Origin of the sequence: Burkholderia sp. Tr-20390, from assembly GCF_017104595.1 — a bacterium.
In the GTDB taxonomy this organism is placed as follows: Bacteria; Pseudomonadota; Gammaproteobacteria; order Burkholderiales; family Burkholderiaceae; genus Burkholderia.
In genome coordinates this window covers 25,881-41,016 of record NZ_JAAGPC010000074.1, presented here as the reverse complement: position 1 = coordinate 41,016, position 15,136 = coordinate 25,881, and the positions used below count along the sequence as shown (strand labels likewise).

Sequence of the window (15,136 nt, the reverse complement as noted above, 5' to 3'; positions counted from 1 at the left end):
CCCGGCCGGCGCGGACCGCCGATGCGCTGCAACGTGGCCCGCAACCGCGCACTGACCGCACGCCGCGCCGCGTCGCCGGGCTCGAACGCCATCCGCCAGTTCGACGTCGTGGCGCCGATCGCGCGCACGAGCGCGAGCTGCCGCGCCACCTCGTGCCGCACGTGCGACTCCGGTTCGCTTTCCGGCACGCGATCGGTCAGCAGTTCGTACGGGTTCTCGCGGCAATGCGCGAGCCGCAGCGGAATGCCCGCCAGCCAGCACATCATCGCGGCGGGCAGCGGATTCTGGCTGTAGACGGTAAAGACCACGGCCGCATCGAAACGGCCGGCCAGCAGCCGATCGATCATGTCGAGATCGGCGACCGGATTGCCGCGCACGTCGGGGTGCTTGACCCACGGCGCATCGTAGGTCCACACGTCGTCGACCATCGGCAGGTGCGTCGCCAGCGCGGCGCCCGTGCGCGACGTCAGCAGCGTGAGCCGGCGACCCTCGCCGCTTTCCTGCAGCGCGCGCAACGCGGGCGTCGTCATCAGCACGTCGCCGACGCTGTCGAGCCGCACGCACAGGATGCGTCGTGCGCGACGCCACGCGGCGTTCATCGCCGGCCCCAGGTGCCGTGCCGCCGCACGGCTTCGCGCGCGACGATGTCGGCCGCGCGGTCGACGCGATCGACGACGTGGTGCGGCGTGCGCGCGGCGCCGGTGCGCCATTCGGTCTCGTGCCCGCAGTCGACGAGGATCGTGCGGCAACGCGCGGCGCGCCCGGCCTCGACGTCGTCGAGGATGTCGCCGATCATCCAGCTCCATTCGGGGACGACGCCCAGCGTGGCCAGCGCGCGACGCAACATGCCGGGGCGCGGCTTGCGGCAGACGCAGTCAATCGTATAAGCCGGCACGCTGCCGCGCGGGTGATGCGGGCAGTAAAAAAAATCCGCCAGTGTCGCGCCGTTTGCTTCGAACAGTTCGGCGAGACACCGGCGGACCGCGCCAAGCTCGTTTTCGGTAAAGCGGCCGAGCGCGACACCCGGCTGGTTCGAGACGACCACGATCGGCATGCCGGTCGCGCCGAGCGTGCGCAGCGCGCGCGCCGCGCCCGGTGCGAGACGCATGCGCGCCGGATCGACGTTGTAGGGCACGTCGTCGAGCAACGTGCCGTCCTTGTCGATCAGCACGGCCCCGGGCAGCCCCCTTTCGCGCTTCAAGGCCATGACGTCTCCTTCATCGGCAGCACCATCACTTCCGGCACCACCGTGCCGGGCGGCTGCATCAGCACGAAACGCACGGCGGCCGCGACGTTCTCGGCCGGCTGCAGCGTGTCCGCGTCGATGTCCGGGAAGCGGTCGAGCAGGAACGGCGTGCGCATCCCGCCCGCGACGATCGCCGACACGCTCACGCCGGCCGGCCGCAGTTCGGCATGCAGCGCATGCGACAGGCCGAGCAGCCCCCACTTCGTCGCGTGATAGGCGGACGCATTCGGCCACGCGCGCTTCGACGCGGTCGACGCGATGTTGACGATATGCCCGGTGCCGCGCGCCTTCATCATCGGTACCGCGGCGTGGCACATCAGGTAAGGGCCGAGCAGGTTCGTCATCAGCACCTGCCGCCATGCGTCGACGCTCACGTCGTCGATCGGCGCGATCACGTCGATCGCCGCGTTGTTGACGACCACGTCGAGATCGCCGAGCGCTTCCCGCGCGTCGTGCACGACCTGCAGCACGGACGCCTCGTCGCGCACGTCGAGCGGCCGGCCGACCGCCGGCCCGCCGTGCCGTTCGAGCCGCTGCGCGACGGCGGCCGCGCGGTCGCCGTCGAGATCGGCGACCACCACGTGCGCACCGTGCCGCGCCAGGTCTTCGCAGATGGCCTCGCCGAGGCCGCGGCCGCCACCGGTCACCAGCACGACGCGGCCGGCGAGCGGCGCTTGGGTCGAATCGTGTTTGACGTCGTTCACCTGCACCTCCTTGCGAACGTCCGGACGCATCCGGACTGGCTGTGACGCTTGTCGCGACAAGCGTCGATGCAGGAGATGCAGCGAGAACCGTGCCGGCTTGCCTGCACCCGTGCCGCCTCGCGCGCCGGCACGCCATCGCTGGCTTTTTTATAAGCTGCTGTAAAAACCGCCCCGGCCGGCCGCGCTCAGATCGCCAGCGCGTCCGGCGTCGCCTGCGCGCGGCGCTTCGCGAGCGCACGCAGGCAGTGCGCGATGCAGCCCGCGAATGCCTCGTCGAACCACGGTTGCGCGCCCGACACGCCGACCACGATCCCGCCGAGCGCGACCCCGCCCCACAGGTTCGTATCGCCCGCGCGCAGCCGGTACGGCTCCAGCGCCTGCACGACGTGGCCGTCGCGGCCCGTTTCCCACGACAGCCGCGCCTTCGCGCGCGCATACGCACGGTAGTCTGCGTCCCAGTCCTTCGGGTCGGGCAACGAGAACTCGTACAGGATCGCGTCCTCGAACGCCGCGTCGCGAGGCCCAAGCGCGGGATCCATGATCACGATGTGCAGGCAGCCGCTGTCGCCGACGAAGTCGCTCTGCAGCGCGGCCGACAGGCTCGGCAGCAGCAGTTCGACCGCGGCGACCGCGGTCTGGCGGTCGACAAATGCGCTACCGGCGCGGCGGCCGGTCAGCGCTTCGGGTGGCGGGTTCGACATGGGTTTCTCCAGAGGAAAAGGCGAGTGCGCGCAACGTCGCGATCAGGTCGGCCGTTGCGGCGGGCTTGGTCAGGTAAGCGTGGAAACCGGCCTCGACCGCGCGCGTGCGGTCGCGCTCGCGCGCGTGGCCGGACAGCGCCACGCCCTCGAGCGGCGCGCAGCCTTCCCGATCGCGCGCGGCGTCGATCTGGCGAATGACGCGCCGCTGGTCACGCATCCGCCGGCGCGTAAGCACGCGCCGTGCAGGCCGCATCGATCGCGAACGTGACGAAGCCGCCGCCGTACTTGCCGATGACGATGACGATCACGAGCACCGCCCGGGCGGCGTATCGTCGGTTCCCGTCGTCATGCGTGCGGGAGGCGGTTCGGGGCGCGCCGGTTCATGCACGAGCGCTCAGTGATGCGGTTTGCGCTCGCGGTCGCGACCGACGGTGCCCGGCTCGGGATCGAGCACGGCGGGCTGCGTCGGCGTCACGGTCCGCTGGTCGGGATGCAGCACCATCCCCGAATCGTGCTCGCCCTCATCACGCCGAACCCGCACGCGATTCTCGACGTCGCGCACGCCCATGCAGCCGTCGGCCAGATCCTCGATGCCATGCTTCATCCATCGCGCCGGCACCGTGCCGTCCAGTTCGACGCGGCCGTCCTGCACCTGCACCGTGACGTCGCTCACGTCGATGTCGAGTGCATGCGCGAGCCGCTCGCACACATCTTCGCGGATCCGCTCGTCCGATCGCGTATAGCCTTTCGGCCCGCGACGATTGCGCAGCGCGTCGCGTTCGGCGTCGCTGCCGAACCGCGACAAGTCGGGGGCGTCGCCGCGGTAGCGCGGAACGTCGCGCGGATCGCCATAGGCGCGGTCGCGGTCGTATTCGCCCATCCGGTGATGCCCGCGAAACGCCGGGGGAACGCCGCGGTACGGGCCTTCCCTGTACTGGCTTTCCCGCCAGTCACGGCCCTGCGCGCGATAGTCGCGCTCGCCGTAGCCGGGATCGGGTTCGCGCGCCGGCTGGCGCGGGAAATCGCGCTGCCAGCCCGCCTCGGCCCCGCCGCGCCGCTGGCCGACCGGCCGCGCCGCGCGTTCGCTCCATTCGCTGCCCCAGTCTTCCGGACCGACGTCCTCGCTCGCGAAGCGGCGGTACGCCGACTCGTCGCCCGCTTCCGGCCATCGCGCCGGATCGTCCGGGATGCCGCGCTCGCCGGCGCCTCGGGTCGCGCGTTCGTTGCGCTCCTGCCAGTCGGGCGGGCCACCGCGTTCGCCGTGCCGTCCGGGATATCGTCGTTGCATCGTGTCCCTCCTTGAGCGCGCCTGCGCCGTGCACGGCCCCATGCCGGGTCACGGCGCGCGTCGGTCAGGTCGAATGCAAGTCGCGTGCCGCCGTGGTGGCCGATGGAAGACGGACGCGCATCGCGACGTCGATCAGCTGCCGGACGCGAGAATCTGCAATGCGATTGCAGTTTTTGCGTGCCGGGCGTCACGGCGTGCCGTCATCGCCCGCTTCGTCCCCGTCATCCGGTTCCGTCGTGCGGCCGGGCTCGCTCAGCCGCTCGGTGCGGTCCGGCTTGATGTCCATGCCCTCGTCGAGCGTCGAATCGCCGTCCGCCGACGCGCGCTCACCGGTGCCCGCACGGTCCGTATCGCTGTCGAGCGACGCATCGCCGCGTTCGAGCGCGTGATCGTCGAGCGGCGAATCGACGTCGAACGGATGACGGCGCGCGCCGGCCGTGTCGCTGCCACTGTCGGACGAGTCGCTCGGCCCCAGTGCGCGGCCGTCGCGGCCGCGGCTGGCATTGTCGTCGTCCGGGCCGGACGGTTCGTTGTCGGGGTTCAGCGTGCTGTTCATGTGGTTCTCCTTGCGAGGCTCGCGGCCGCGTGCAGCCGGCCCACGCGGCGCGGCTGGCGGATCGCAAGCGCATGCAATCGGCGTGCCGCGCCGCGCACCGGAACCGATTGCGCGCGGCCGGAATGGCGATCGGCACAACCGATGCGCACCCATTGATCAGCCAAATTGAGTTCCCTTATGCTTTCGGGGGTGCCAATCCCCTAAGCTTTCGGGGTGCCAATCCGATCCGTACCGCCGCCGCCGGCCCGCCCGACGGCGGCCGGGCGGCGCTTGCCCGCCCGCCTTCGACAAGCCGCTCCGATGATGAAAGACGACCTCAATCCTCGCTCGCCTCCCCCGCCGCTCGGGCAATCCGACGCGCGCGACCTGTTGCACCGCTTCGCCGAGTTCCGGTTCCAGACGGTCGTCGAGTCGATCACCGACTACGCGGTGTTCATGCTCGACCCGTACGGCAACGTCGCGACCTGGAACGCGGGGGCCGCACGCATCAAGGGCTATCGCGCCGCGGAGATCGTCGGCCACCACTTCTCGCGCTTCTATCCGCCCGACGCGATCGCGGCCGGCCGGCCGTCGCTCGGGCTCGCCGAGGCGGCCGCCAACGGCCACTTCGAGGACGAAGGCTGGCGCGTGCGCAAGGACGGCTCGCAGTTCTGGGCGAACGTGACGATCACGCCCGTGCACGATCACTCGCACCAGCTCTGCGGCTTCATCAAGATCACGCGCGACATGACCGAGCGCAAGCGGCTCGAGGAGCTCGAAGCGTCGACGCACCGGCTCAGCGTGTTCATCGCGATGCTCGCGCACGAGCTGCGCAACCATCTCGCGCCGTTGCGCCACTCGGTCGGCGTGCTGCAGAGCCTGGCCAACCCGGCCCCCGCGCTCGCGCAGTGCCGCGACGCCGTGCATCGTCAGGTCACGCAACTGACACGGCTCGTCGACGACCTGCTCGACGTCGGGCGCATCACCGCCGGCAAGCTCGAGCTGAACGACCGGCCGATTACCGTGCGCGACATCGTGTGCCGCGGCGTCGAAAGCATCCAGCCGAAGCTGGCCGCGCGCGGGCAGCACATCCACGTCGATCTGCCGGCCGATGCCGTGCCGCTGCACGGCGACGATGCGCGGCTCGTCCAGGTGCTGCACAACCTGCTCGACAATGCGTCGAAGTTCTCGCCGCTCGGCGGACGCATCGACGTCGGCGCCACGATCGAGGGGCCGGTCGTCGCGATCCGCGTGACCGATCGTGGCGTCGGCATCGCGCGCGACGCGCTCGAAACCATCTTCGACCTGTTCGAGCAGGAAAGCGGGGCGGGCCGGCGGCCGACCGACGGCTTCGGGCTCGGTCTCGCGATCTGCCGGACGTTCGTCGAACTGCACGGCGGGCGCATCTCGGCCGAAAGTGCCGGGCCCGGTCACGGTGCGACGTTTACGGTGCGGCTGCCGATCGACCGCATGGCGCGCGCGACCCGCGCCGACGTGCGCGGGCCGGTCAAGTCCGCGCAGACGGACACGACGCCGCTCCGTATCGTCATCGTCGACGACAATCGCGATTCGGCCGACACGCTCGCCGTGCTGCTGCAGGTGAAGGGGCACGCGCCGCGCGTCGCCTACAACGCGCACGACGCCGTGGCGCTCGCCCGCGACTACGCCCCGCAGCTGATGATCCTCGACCTCACGATGCCCGACGTCGACGGCTTCACGCTCCTGCACGAACTGCGCGCGATCGACGCGCTGCGCGACACGACCTGCGTGGCGCTGTCGGGACACGCCAGCGCGGCGGACCTGGAGCGCACCGCACGCGCAGGCTTCGACGAGCACCTCGTGAAGCCCGTCGAAATCACCGTGCTCGACGCGCTGCTGCAGCGCGTCGCACGCCGGGTTCGCCGCACACCGTGACCGCCGTGCTCACGTGCTCAAGCCACCGCGCGACACATCGCCGCGCATGCTTCACACGCGAGCGCGCAGCGGCGGCAATGATCGTGTGCATGCCGCTGGCATTCGGCCGCACACAAGTCGCATGCCTGCGCGCACAACGCGCAGACGCTGGGCGTGAGCACGCTGCGGCGCGCCATCGCGCCCGACGCGAAGCGGCACAGCTGCGCGCATTCGATGTCGAGCGCGATGCAGTCGGCCAGCGCCTGCGCGTGGCGTTCGGCGAGGCACGCGGCCGTACAGGCATCGCAGGCGTGGGCGCACGCGTCGCAAGCGGCCATGCAGTTGTCGTAGGGATCGTTCATCGCAGTCCTCCCGGTTTCGGTTCGCATCGTCACGGCGTCAGCTTCACCTTCATCCAGCCCGGCTCGCGCGTGTCGAACGCGCGATAGGCATCGATCGCATTCGTCAGCGGCTCGCAACGCGTGAGCACCGACAGCGGGTCGAATGCGCCGCTGCGCACCAGCTCGACGAGCGGCGGCGTCACCGTTCGATGATTGCAGTTGCCCATCTTGATCGTCAGGTTGCGGTTCATCGCATCGCCGACCGGGAACACGCGCGACGCCGGCGGATACACGCCGATCACCGCCACCGTGCCGGCTTTCGCGACCGCGCGCACCGCCCATTGCAGCACCTGCGACGGCCCGTCGCCCGGCACCCAGTTGCGGCCGTCCGGCTTGCGGTGCGGCGCGATCGCCTCGACTTCCGCATCGAATGCATGCGCCGCGTCGCGATCGGCCGCGGCCGGCCCGTGCGTCGCGCGCATCGCGTCGACGCCCACCGCGTCGATCACGCGATCGACGCCGATTCCGCCCGTCAGCCGCAGCACCGTCTCGACCGGGTCGTCCTCCGCGAAATCGACGATCTCCGCGCCTTGCGCGCACGCCATCTCGAGGCGCAACGCCACGCGGTCGATCGCGATCACGCGCCCGGCGCCCATCAGCTTCACGCTCGCGATCGCGAACTGGCCGACCGGCCCCGCGCCGAACACGGCGACCGTGTCGCCCGCGCGCACTTCCGCGAGCTGCGCGCCGAAATAGCCGGTGGGAAAAATGTCCGACATCAGGATCGCGCGATCGTCGTCGATCGCATCCGGCAGCCGAATCAGGCTCGCATGCGCAAGCGGCGTGCGCGCGTACTCGGCCTGCAGCCCGTTGAACGCGCCGCTCGCGGCCGGACCGCCGAAGAACGCGGTACCCGCACGCGGGCCGCCCGGGTTCGCGACGTCGCATTGCGCGGTGTAGCCCGCGCGGCAGTACGCGCAACTGCCGCATGCGATCGTCGACGGAATCAGCACACGGTCGCCGCGCCGCAGGTTGCGCACGTCGCGCCCGACCGTCTCGACGATGCCGACGCCCTCGTGGCCGAGGATCGTGCCCGGCTTCATCCCGCCGAGGGTGCCGCGCACCATGTGCAGGTCGGTGCCGCAAATCGCGCTGGCCGTCAGGCGCACGACCGCGTCGGTCGCGTCGGTGACTTCGGGATCGGGCACCGTGTCGATGCGAATGTCGCCGATACCGTGAAATACGACTGCTTTCATGTCAGGCCCTCCTTGTTCGAACGTTCTCGGAACTACCGAGAAAACAATCGAGCAAGGAATGAGCCCTGACGGGCCTGGCCTGAATGCTCTCCGCGGTGCGGAGAGCATTCGTCCGTCACGGCGCCAAGGGCGTCGTTGAGGCACGACGGACGCGCCGCGCCGCGCAGCCATCTTGGGCTCTCGGCCACGTCGATTGCCGAGCCCTTCCTGTCGGGCCCGTGGCTGGCAAGCTTTGCGGAGCGTTATCCCGACGCGACCATCGACATGACCGTCACGGACGAAACATTCGACGTCGTCGCGCGCGAATTCAATGCCGGGATCCGGCTGGGACAGGTCATCGAGAAGGACATGATCGCCGTGCCGCTGGGCGGCGAGCAACGCGAACGCCCCCGCAATGGTCGTCAGGTATCGACGCGCGTCAGGTCGTGCCACGCGAAGACGATGATGACGGTGGATTCAACCCGTCGATGCAACAGCTTGATGAAATCGCTCAGCCGGTGTATCGAAGTAAAGGGCTATTCGCGGACGCTCATTGAGCCGCTCCGCCCAGCACACCCGGCGCCCGCCACTGCTCGCTCAGAACTTATGCCGCACCCCGACCCGAAGCGAAACCTGCTTGTCAGTCGCGGACGGTGTCAATCCGGTGATCTGCGCAACCGCGGGCTGCCCGAGCGAGTCCGTCCCGCTCGCCTTCTCGAACACGGCAACCGTATAAACGTCGGTACGCTTCGACAGGAAATAATCGACACCCGCGCTGAACAGGTTGTAATTCGCGCCGCCCTTGCCGCCGGCACCGCCGTTTCTCGTGTAGTCGTAGGCGACGCCGGCTTGCAACGACGGCGTAAACTGGTATTTCGCGTTGATCTCGACGTTGTTGAACGCCGCGGTGCCCGCGTAACGCAGCGCATTCGGCCCCGACGCGGAGCCCAGCCCCTCGAAGCGCGTATTCGAATACGCGAGATTGACGCTGAGGGCGGCCAGCGTCACGCCCGCTCCGACGCCGGCGATTTCGAGCCGGTTCGCCGACGCATAGCCGGCGAACACGGGGTTGTTCTCCGGCGCACTCGCGTTGCCGGCGCTGCCGAGGTTGTTGCTTGTCGCCGGGCCGGCATTCGGATTCGCGCCGAAGAACGACGTGTTGGGGTTGCGGACGTTCAGGTAGCCCGCGCCGATCGAAAACGGCCCCGCCGCGTACGACGCGCCGGCGCCCCAGATCCAGTTGGTCGAGAACGACCCGGCGGTGCCGCCGAGATTCATCAATGCTTCGACCGTCAGCCCGCGGTAGCTGGCACTGCGGAACTTGATCGAATTGTTGATGCGTCGCGTGTTCAACGCGTTGTCGAGGTCGCCCGGATGCGAGGTCATGTAGCCGCCCCACTGCGGCGCGGCGAGGAACGGCCCGTAAAAGTCAACGACAGGATCGTACTGGCGCCCGAGCGTGACCGTGCCGACCGGATGGCCCAGGCCGACATACGCCTGCCGCCCGAACATCGCACCGCCCTGGTTCAGCACGCCGCTATTGCTGTAGAAACCGCTCTCCAGCGCGAACAGTGCCTTGAGACCGCCGCCGAGATCCTCGCTGCCCTTGAGCCCCCAGCGGCTCCCCTGCAGGCCGGCCGATCCGCCTTCGATCATCGCGATCTGATGACCACCGACCGGGCCGGCCGCCGTTCGCGCCGTTTGCACATTGCTGGTGTAATTGATGCCGCTGTCGATGATCCCGTACAACGTCACGCTGCTTTGCGCCAGCGCGATCGCCGGCACTGAATTCAGTACAACCAAGCAAAATGAAAGCTTCTTCATCAATCGATCTCCTCCTTCGGTTATATGTTCCGGCTCGCCGCCGGATTGAGCTTCATCGTGTCAATGGGTCTGGTTCACCACGTTCGACGGCGTGTCGGCGGCCGGCTGTTCGTGAACGCGAATGAAGAACGTCATCAGGAACGACACGACGAGCAGCGCCGCGAGAAACAGCAGTCCAGGGGTCGCGCTCTGCCCCGCTCCCTTGACGAAGCCGATCATGAACGGCCCGACGAAGCCGCCGAGGTTGCCGATCGAGTTGATCACCGCGATCGACACGGCCGCGGTCGAGCGGCTGAGAAACAGCGTCGGCAGCGCCCAGAACGGCGACTTGAACGCGTACAGGCCCGCGAGGCTCAGGCTGATCATCGCGATCGACACGTACGGGTTCGTCGACAGGCCCGCGCCGAGCAGCGCCGCGGCGGCCACCGCCAGCGGAATCGCCGAATGCAGGCGTCGTTCGCTGCGCCGGTCCGAACGACGCGACCACATGACCATCGCGATCGTCGCAACCACGTAGGGAACCGTCGCGATGAGCCCGATCTCGGTATGCGAGAGCCTCGACGAGAAGCCCTTGATGATCTGCGGCATCCAGTACCCGACGCCGAGGCTGCCGCACTGATACACGAAGTAGATGAACGACAGGTACAACACCTTCGGGTTCGTCATCGTCTTCAGCGAACCGAGATGCTGCGCACGCGGCCGCGCCTTGCGGTCGTTGTCGAGTTCGTTCAGCAGCCACGCGCGCTCCGCGGGCGTGAGCCACTTCGCGTCGCCCGGGCGGTCCGTCAGGTACAGGAAGCACAGGATCCCGCCGACCAGCGCGGGCGCGCCTTCGAGCACGAGCATCCAGCGCCAGCCACTCCACTGGAACCAGTGGACGTGATCCATGATCCACGTCGAAAGCGGCGCGCCGATGATGTACGACACCGGGATCGCGGCCGTAAACAGCGCGACGGTCGTCGCGAGTTCCTTCGCACGGAACCAGTAGGTCAGGTACACGATGATCCCGGGGAAGAAGCCTGCTTCCGCCACGCCGAGCAGGAACCGCAGCACGTAGAGCTGCGTCGCGTCCTGCACGAATGCGGAGATCACCGACACGACGCCCCACGTCACCAGGATCCGCGCGATCCATACGCGTGCGCCGAACTTGTTGAGCATCACGTTGCTGGGCACTTCGAACAGGAAATACCCGATGAAGAAGATGCCCGACGCGAAGCCGAACGCCTCGCTCGACAGCGCGAGCTCCTTGTTCATCTGCAACGCGGCATAGCCGATGTTCGCGCGGTCGAGATACGAAATGATGTAGAGGACGAACACGAACGGGATGATGCGCCACGCGATCTTGCGCACCAGCGCGCGTTCGTCGATAGGGGTTGCTTGATTCATGAATGTGCACCGGCGGACCTGCCGCCGGCTGTCTCCTGATGGGGCGGGAAGGATTACGCGCGGTGTCCGGAGAACACCATGCACACGGGGCTGCCCGACGCGACCGAGAAGCCGGTCGGCTTGAGGCGGCCCGTCGCGGCATCGATCGCGAACGCGACGATGCTGTCGCTGTCTTCGTTCAGCGCGTACATGAAGCGGCCGTCCGGCGTGCCGGTCATGAAGCGCGGCGTGCGGCCGCCGGCCGGTTCGGCCGCGACGAACGCGAGATGGCCGCTGGCCGGGTCGATGCGGAACACGGCGATGCTGTCGTCGCCGCGGTTCGATGCGTAGACGAAGCGCCCGGCCGGATCGACCTCGATCTCCGACGCGCGGCTGTTGCCGGTGTACGTGTCCGGCAGCGACGACACGATCTGCACGGGCGTCAGCGCACCGTTCGACGACGTGTACCGATAGGTCGTGACGGTCGAGTCGAGTTCGTTGACGACATACGCGAGCGCGCCGTTCGGATGAAACGCGACGTGACGCGGGCCGGCCGTCTCGCGCGTGACGACGAACGCCGGATCGGCCGGCGCGAGCCGCCCGTCCTTGAACCGGAACGAGAACACGCGGTCGAGCCCCTTGTCCGGCACGATCACGAATTGCCCGGTCGGGTCGAACGGGTTGAAGTGCGGCTTCGCCTGCTTCTGCTCGATGCGATGCGGGCCGATCGGGCCTTCGAGCGGAACGAGCTGCGCGACCTCCTGCAGCGTCCCGTCGACCGCGATCGGCAGCACCGCCAGGCTCGCGCCGATGTGGTTCGACACGACCACGTAGCGGCCGGTCGGGTCGATCGCGAGATGCACGGGGTTCTTGCCCTGCGTGCTCTGGCGGTTCAGGAACGTGAGCTGGCCGGTCGTCTTGTCGACCTTGAATGCGCTGATGTCGCTCAGGTCGCCGTGGACCGTGTACAGGTGTTCGCCATTCGCGCTCAACGCAAGGAACGACGGATTCACCAGATCCTTGACGAGCTGCACGCGCTCGAGCGCCCCCGTTCCGGTATCGACGCGATAGACGCTGATCCCGTCGCCGCGGGCGTTTCGTTCGCGCGTGGTGCGCGATCCGACATAAGCAAACATGGGTGTTTTTCCTTTCAAAGCCTTGTGTGATTCGTCTGCAGAAACCGGCCCGGCGGCCGCGCCGAGGAGCGCGAGCGCGCCGAGCGCCGCCGTGTGCCCCATCACGCGGCGACGCATCGGATCCGGACGGTTTTCGTCCGGGTCGTTGCCTGTTTTCGTCACGGTCGTCTCCTGAATTGTTGTATGTCGGGTTAGCACTAGATTGCATTTTTACTTGTTAAAGTGCAAAAATACAGTCATGGAAAACACCAACTCCCCCTCGGAAGCCCGGTTGACAGTCGATGGCGCGACGTTTCGCTTCGTCGACCTTCCCGGCCGGTTCGGCGCCACGTTGCGCGAACTGCCCGTCGTGCTGCGTCTGCTGCTCGAAAACGTGATCCGCAATACCGATGGCGACGAGCGGCAGCAGGCGGTCGACGCCATCGTCGAATGGACACGCCGCGCGACCAGCGAGGCCGAGATCGCGTTCCAGCCGAACCGCGTGCTGATGCACGACACCACCAGCACGCCGGCGCTCGTCGATATCGCCGGGATGCGCGACGCGCTCGCCGAAGCCGGCGCGGATCCGGCGTCGCTGAACCCGGTGCTCCCGGTCGATTCGTCGGTCGACCACTCGCTGGCCGTCGAATATTTCGCGCGGCCGGACGCCGCGCCGCTGAACTTGCAGCGCGAGCTGCGCCGCAACGCGGAGCGCTACCGGTTCCTGCGCTGGGCATCGAAGTCGCTGACGGGCGTGCGCATCCATCCGCCGGGCACGGGGATCATGCATACGATCAACCTCGAGCAACTGGCGACGGTGGTCACGACGCTCGAGCGCGACGGCGAGCGCTGGGCCGTGCCCGACACGCTGATCGGCACCGACAGCCACACGCCGATGATCAACGGCATCGGCGTGCTCGGCTGGGGCGTAGGCGGCCTGGAGGCGCAGACGGTGATGTTCGGGATGCCCGTGATGCAGCGCATTCCCGACGTGATCGGCGTACGGCTGACCGGCGCGTTGCGCGCGGGCGTGCTGGCGACCGATCTCGCGCTGACCGTCACGCAGCGGCTGCGTGCAATCGGCGTATCGGGTGAGTTCGTCGAGTTCTTCGGCCCGGGCGTCGCGACGCTCGGTGCCGGCGAGCGCGCGGTCGTCGCGAACATGGCGCCCGAGTATGGCGCGACGACCGGCTTCTTCCCGGTCGACGGCAACACGCTCGACTACCTGTGCGCGACCCACCGATCCGAATCGGCGATCCGGCTCGTCGAAGCGTTCACGCGACAAGCCGGCCTGTGGTTCGATCCGGATGCCGAGCCGCGCTACACGCGCACGATCGACCTCGACCTCGCGTCGATCGGCATGCACGTCGCCGGGCCGCGCCGCCCGCAGGACCTGCTCGATCATTCGCAGACGGCCGCCGCGCTCGCACCGCTCGCGTTCCATCCCGCGCATCCGCATCCGTCGATGCCGAAGCATCCGGTCGCGATCGCCGCGATCACGAGCTGCACGAACACGTCCGATCCTGCGCTGCTGATCGCAGCCGGCCTCGTCGCGCGCAACGCGCGTGCGCTCGGGCTGAAGGTGCCGGCATGGGTCAAGACGTCGCTCGGCCCCGGTTCGCCCGCGGCGGCCGCCTACCTCGAACGGGCCGGGCTCGTCGACGACCTGTCGGCGGTCGGTTTCGATATCGTCGGGTACGGCTGCACGACCTGCATCGGCAACTCCGGGCCGTTGACCGAGCCGATCCGCGCGGCGCTCGCCGACGCGTCGATCCGGCCGGTCGCGATGCTGTCAGGCAACCGCAATTTCCCGGGGCGCATCCACCCGGATCTCGACCTCGGCTTCATCATGTCGCCGCCGCTCGTGATCGCGTTCGCGCTGGCTGGCGACGCCGAAATCGACGTGAGTCGCGACCCGCTCCAGCACACGGCCGACGGCCGGCCCGTGTACCTGCACGACCTGTGGCCGACACGCGAAGCCATCGCCGAACTGACGGCGGCCGCCGCCGATCCGCACGACTACCCGCGTGCATTCGCGCACGCCAGTGCGAACCCGGCCTGGCACGACCTCGACGCGCCCGACAGCGCGCAGTTCCCGTGGGATCTGGCCTCGACCGCGCTGCGCCGGCCGCCGTTCGCGTCGGCGTCGCAGCGCAGCCAGCTCGGCACGTACAGCGCGTATCCGCTGCTGGTGCTCGGCGACGACGTGACGACCGATCACATCTCGCCCGCCAGCGCGATCCCGAAGGACAGCTTCGTCGCGGATTTCCTCGTGTCGCGCGGCGACGATCGCGATGACCTGAACGTGTTCGCATCGCGGCGCGGCAACTGGGAAGTGATGATGCGGGCCGCGTTCTACAACCGGACCCTCGTCAACCGGCTGCGCGACGGCATGCCGGTCGCGCATACGCTGCACGTGCCGAGCGGCGACGTGTTGCCGATCTTCGAGGCAGCCGCGCGCTACCGGGAGGAAGGCAATCCGGTCGTGCTCGTCGCCGGCGAGCGCTACGGCACCGGATCGTCGCGCGACTGGGCCGCGAAAGGCCAGCGGCTACTCGGCATCCGCGCGGTGCTGGCGGCAAGCTTCGAGCGCATCCACCGCTCGAACCTGATCGGGATGGGCATCCTGCCGCTGCGCTTCGCGGCGGGCATCCACCCGGACACGCTGGACCTCCGGCCAGGTGATAAGCTCGAGGTCGACGCGCCGGCCGATGCGCTGTCGCCGCGCTGCACGGTGCCCGTGCGCATCGTGCGCGCCGACGGTCGCGTCGAGCCCGTCGACGCGACGGCCGCGGTCGAGACCCGTCTCGAATGCGAGCTGCTGCGCTCAGGCGGCGTCATTCCGCTGATATTGCAGAAGAACTTGACGACGCAGGAGGCTTGAGACCG

General features: G+C 68.7%; 12 protein-coding genes and 2 pseudogenes. 2 read left to right on the top strand and 12 right to left on the bottom strand.

Annotated elements, in window-relative coordinates; all coding sequences use genetic code 11:
- From G3N98_RS20930 to G3N98_RS20900, 7 genes and pseudogenes are all read right to left on the bottom strand, one after another.
- A pseudogene (locus G3N98_RS20930) lies at positions 1–599 on the bottom strand (glycosyl transferase); the annotation flags it as partial.
- Complete coding sequence (locus G3N98_RS20925) at positions 596–1,207, bottom strand: HAD-IIIA family hydrolase (protein WP_089443821.1); 612 nt, start codon at positions 1,205–1,207, stop codon at positions 596–598. The pseudogene G3N98_RS20930 and the gene G3N98_RS20925, both read right to left, overlap by 4 nt.
- Positions 1,198–1,980 (bottom strand): SDR family oxidoreductase, encoded by a 783-nt coding sequence (locus tag G3N98_RS20920; protein WP_206149112.1) that lies wholly within the window; start codon positions 1,978–1,980, stop codon positions 1,198–1,200. Before G3N98_RS20920 ends, G3N98_RS20925 begins: the two co-directional genes overlap by 10 nt.
- 155 nt (positions 1,981–2,135) lie before the next feature.
- Entirely contained in the window at positions 2,136–2,651 is a 516-nt protein-coding gene (locus G3N98_RS20915) for a hypothetical protein (RefSeq protein WP_206149111.1), read from the bottom strand.
- Positions 2,605–2,847 (bottom strand): annotated as a pseudogene (locus G3N98_RS20910) (response regulator); the annotation flags it as partial. The pseudogene G3N98_RS20910 and the gene G3N98_RS20915, both read right to left, overlap by 47 nt.
- Positions 2,848–3,045: 198 nt before the next feature.
- Positions 3,046–3,939, bottom strand: coding sequence for a BON domain-containing protein (locus G3N98_RS20905; RefSeq protein ID WP_206149110.1), 894 nt, complete (start codon positions 3,937–3,939; stop codon positions 3,046–3,048).
- 187 nt (positions 3,940–4,126) lie between these two features.
- Positions 4,127–4,495, bottom strand: coding sequence for a chemotaxis protein (locus G3N98_RS20900; RefSeq protein WP_089476608.1), 369 nt, complete (start codon positions 4,493–4,495; stop codon positions 4,127–4,129).
- A 300-nt stretch (positions 4,496–4,795) separates the two neighbouring features.
- Between G3N98_RS20900 and G3N98_RS20895 the strand changes: the two genes are divergently transcribed.
- On the top strand, positions 4,796–6,388 hold the full coding sequence (locus tag G3N98_RS20895; protein WP_206149109.1) for an ATP-binding protein: 1,593 nt from the start codon (positions 4,796–4,798) through the stop codon (positions 6,386–6,388).
- 17 nt (positions 6,389–6,405) lie between these two features.
- On the opposite strand, the gene G3N98_RS20890 is transcribed toward G3N98_RS20895, so the two are convergent.
- The 5 genes from G3N98_RS20890 to G3N98_RS20870 all read right to left on the bottom strand — a co-directional run bounded on the left by G3N98_RS20890 (position 6,406) and on the right by G3N98_RS20870 (position 12,268).
- Positions 6,406–6,729 (bottom strand): four-helix bundle copper-binding protein, encoded by a 324-nt coding sequence (locus G3N98_RS20890; protein ID WP_206149108.1) that lies wholly within the window; start codon positions 6,727–6,729, stop codon positions 6,406–6,408.
- A 29-nt stretch (positions 6,730–6,758) separates the two neighbouring features.
- Positions 6,759–7,964, bottom strand: coding sequence for a zinc-dependent alcohol dehydrogenase (locus G3N98_RS20885; protein ID WP_206149107.1), 1,206 nt, complete (start codon positions 7,962–7,964; stop codon positions 6,759–6,761).
- A gap of 576 nt (positions 7,965–8,540) precedes the next feature.
- Complete coding sequence (locus G3N98_RS20880; protein WP_206149106.1) at positions 8,541–9,767, bottom strand: porin; 1,227 nt, start codon at positions 9,765–9,767, stop codon at positions 8,541–8,543.
- Positions 9,768–9,827: 60 nt separating this feature from the next.
- The gene (locus tag G3N98_RS20875) at positions 9,828–11,153 is read right to left on the bottom strand and encodes an MFS transporter (protein ID WP_089476603.1); all 1,326 of its coding nucleotides are present in this window, start codon (positions 11,151–11,153) and stop codon (positions 9,828–9,830) included.
- 53 nt (positions 11,154–11,206) lie between these two features.
- Positions 11,207–12,268, bottom strand: a complete 1,062-nt coding sequence (locus tag G3N98_RS20870) for a lactonase family protein (protein ID WP_089430075.1) — start codon at positions 12,266–12,268, stop codon at positions 11,207–11,209.
- A gap of 238 nt (positions 12,269–12,506) precedes the next feature.
- Between G3N98_RS20870 and acnA the strand changes: the two genes are divergently transcribed.
- Entirely contained in the window at positions 12,507–15,131 is a 2,625-nt protein-coding gene (gene acnA, locus G3N98_RS20865; protein ID WP_206149105.1) for an aconitate hydratase AcnA, read from the top strand.
- Positions 15,132–15,136: the final 5 nt, after the last annotated feature.

Bases quoted from the DNA above. Each gene is read 5' to 3' on its own strand.
- G3N98_RS20915 (WP_206149111.1), bottom strand. From the start codon at position 2,651: ATGTCGAACCCGCCACCCGAAGCGCTGACCGGCCGCCGCGCCGGTAGC.
- acnA (WP_206149105.1), top strand. From the start codon at position 12,507: ATGGAAAACACCAACTCCCCCTCGGAAGCCCGGTTGACAGTCGATGGC.
- G3N98_RS20895 (WP_206149109.1), top strand. From the start codon at position 4,796: ATGATGAAAGACGACCTCAATCCTCGCTCGCCTCCCCCGCCGCTCGGG.
- G3N98_RS20880 (WP_206149106.1), bottom strand. From the start codon at position 9,767: ATGAAGAAGCTTTCATTTTGCTTGGTTGTACTGAATTCAGTGCCGGCG.
- G3N98_RS20900 (WP_089476608.1), bottom strand. From the start codon at position 4,495: ATGAACAGCACGCTGAACCCCGACAACGAACCGTCCGGCCCGGACGAC.
- G3N98_RS20920 (WP_206149112.1), bottom strand. From the start codon at position 1,980: ATGCGTCCGGACGTTCGCAAGGAGGTGCAGGTGAACGACGTCAAACAC.
- G3N98_RS20870 (WP_089430075.1), bottom strand. From the start codon at position 12,268: ATGTTTGCTTATGTCGGATCGCGCACCACGCGCGAACGAAACGCCCGC.
- G3N98_RS20885 (WP_206149107.1), bottom strand. From the start codon at position 7,964: ATGAAAGCAGTCGTATTTCACGGTATCGGCGACATTCGCATCGACACG.
- G3N98_RS20905 (WP_206149110.1), bottom strand. From the start codon at position 3,939: ATGCAACGACGATATCCCGGACGGCACGGCGAACGCGGTGGCCCGCCC.
- G3N98_RS20925 (WP_089443821.1), bottom strand. From the start codon at position 1,207: ATGGCCTTGAAGCGCGAAAGGGGGCTGCCCGGGGCCGTGCTGATCGAC.
- G3N98_RS20890 (WP_206149108.1), bottom strand. From the start codon at position 6,729: ATGAACGATCCCTACGACAACTGCATGGCCGCTTGCGACGCGTGCGCC.
- G3N98_RS20875 (WP_089476603.1), bottom strand. From the start codon at position 11,153: ATGAATCAAGCAACCCCTATCGACGAACGCGCGCTGGTGCGCAAGATC.